This is a genomic window from Paraglaciecola sp. (assembly GCF_030730205.1).
Taxonomy (GTDB): Bacteria; Pseudomonadota; Gammaproteobacteria; order Enterobacterales; family Alteromonadaceae; genus Paraglaciecola.
Genome location: NZ_JANQVQ010000067.1, coordinates 1 through 1,189, shown reverse-complemented (window position 1 = coordinate 1,189; position 1,189 = coordinate 1). Strand labels below are relative to the sequence as shown.

Annotated in this window: 1 protein-coding gene; it reads right to left on the bottom strand. The window is 38.6% G+C overall.

What is annotated here, in order from left to right:
* A partial coding sequence (locus tag NWQ57_RS05850; RefSeq protein WP_306021200.1) for a TonB-dependent receptor plug domain-containing protein occupies window positions 1-899 on the bottom strand: 899 nt, incomplete at its 3' end.
* Between the last annotated feature and the right edge of the window lie 290 nt (window positions 900-1,189).

The window sequence follows — 1,189 nt, the reverse complement described above, 5'->3', positions numbered from 1 at the left end:
AGTGAGGTATAAAAACGAGAACGGTCACTGCCTCCTGCCAAAGATAAATTAAAGTCTCTTACTTGAGATGAACGGGTAACTTCCTTAAACCAATCAGTATCAGCGGGTCTTTGCACACCGTTTGGATCAGTAAAGGTTGGCAATATCACTTGGTATAATTCAGGATTTTCATAATCCTTGTTCCAGTCAAACGTATACAAAGAACTCGCTCGGTCTGGGTTAGAACCATCGTTGATAGCAGCCTGCCACACAGATTGTGCGCGTTGCGCAGTGTTTAGAGGTTGTAGATCATAGTCAAAATCTTCAAAAGTCTGATTGAATCTAAAGTTAAAGTCTAAACCTTCTCTGCCTTTTTTAGTTGTCACGACAATCACGCCATTGCCTGATCTAGAGCCATATATACTGGCAGCGGCAGCATCACGAAGCACCTGCACATCTGCAATGTCATTACTATTTATTTCGTGCAAACCACTTTTTGATGGAATGCCGTCAATAATGTATAGGGGATCATTGTTACCCAATGGACCTAAGCCCTGACCACGAATGCGCACCGTCGCGCCTGAACTAGGGTTACCATTAGTCGTAATTTGCAAACCTGGCACCCTGCCTTGTAAATTTTGCATGATGTTACCTGCTGGTAAATCAATCACCTCTTCCAACTTCACTGTAGATATGGCACCAGTTAAGTCTGACTTTTCTACAGAGCTGTAACCATAGCTAACTTGTATTACTTCAATTTCGTTATTTTCTTTACCTGCCTCACTCGATGGCACGTTCTGAGATTCTTGGATATCAACTTCTTGGGCGTGCACAATGCCGGGGATCATCAGTAATAACGAACAGTTTAAGAATACTGTCCTAATACTTAACGAAAGTTGATTCAATTTTAGGTTTGTCATGCATTCATCCTGTTTATGTCTGGGTACAACTCATTTAAACAACGTTGTCTTTTTGTATTTATAAACTGCAAATGATCAATTATCAACATATATTTAACAAAAAATTAATTTTAAACAGAGAATAGTTACTTTCAGAGGGGCTTAAACTTAGAGTAATTCGGGAGTTACTCATTCACTATAATGTTAAAATCACTAAAATTTATAGCCACGTTTTAGGTAAAAATATGTCAGGGGTATTAAGTAAGACGGATAGGAGAACAAATATCAAAAGTGATAATTTCTATGCTTTT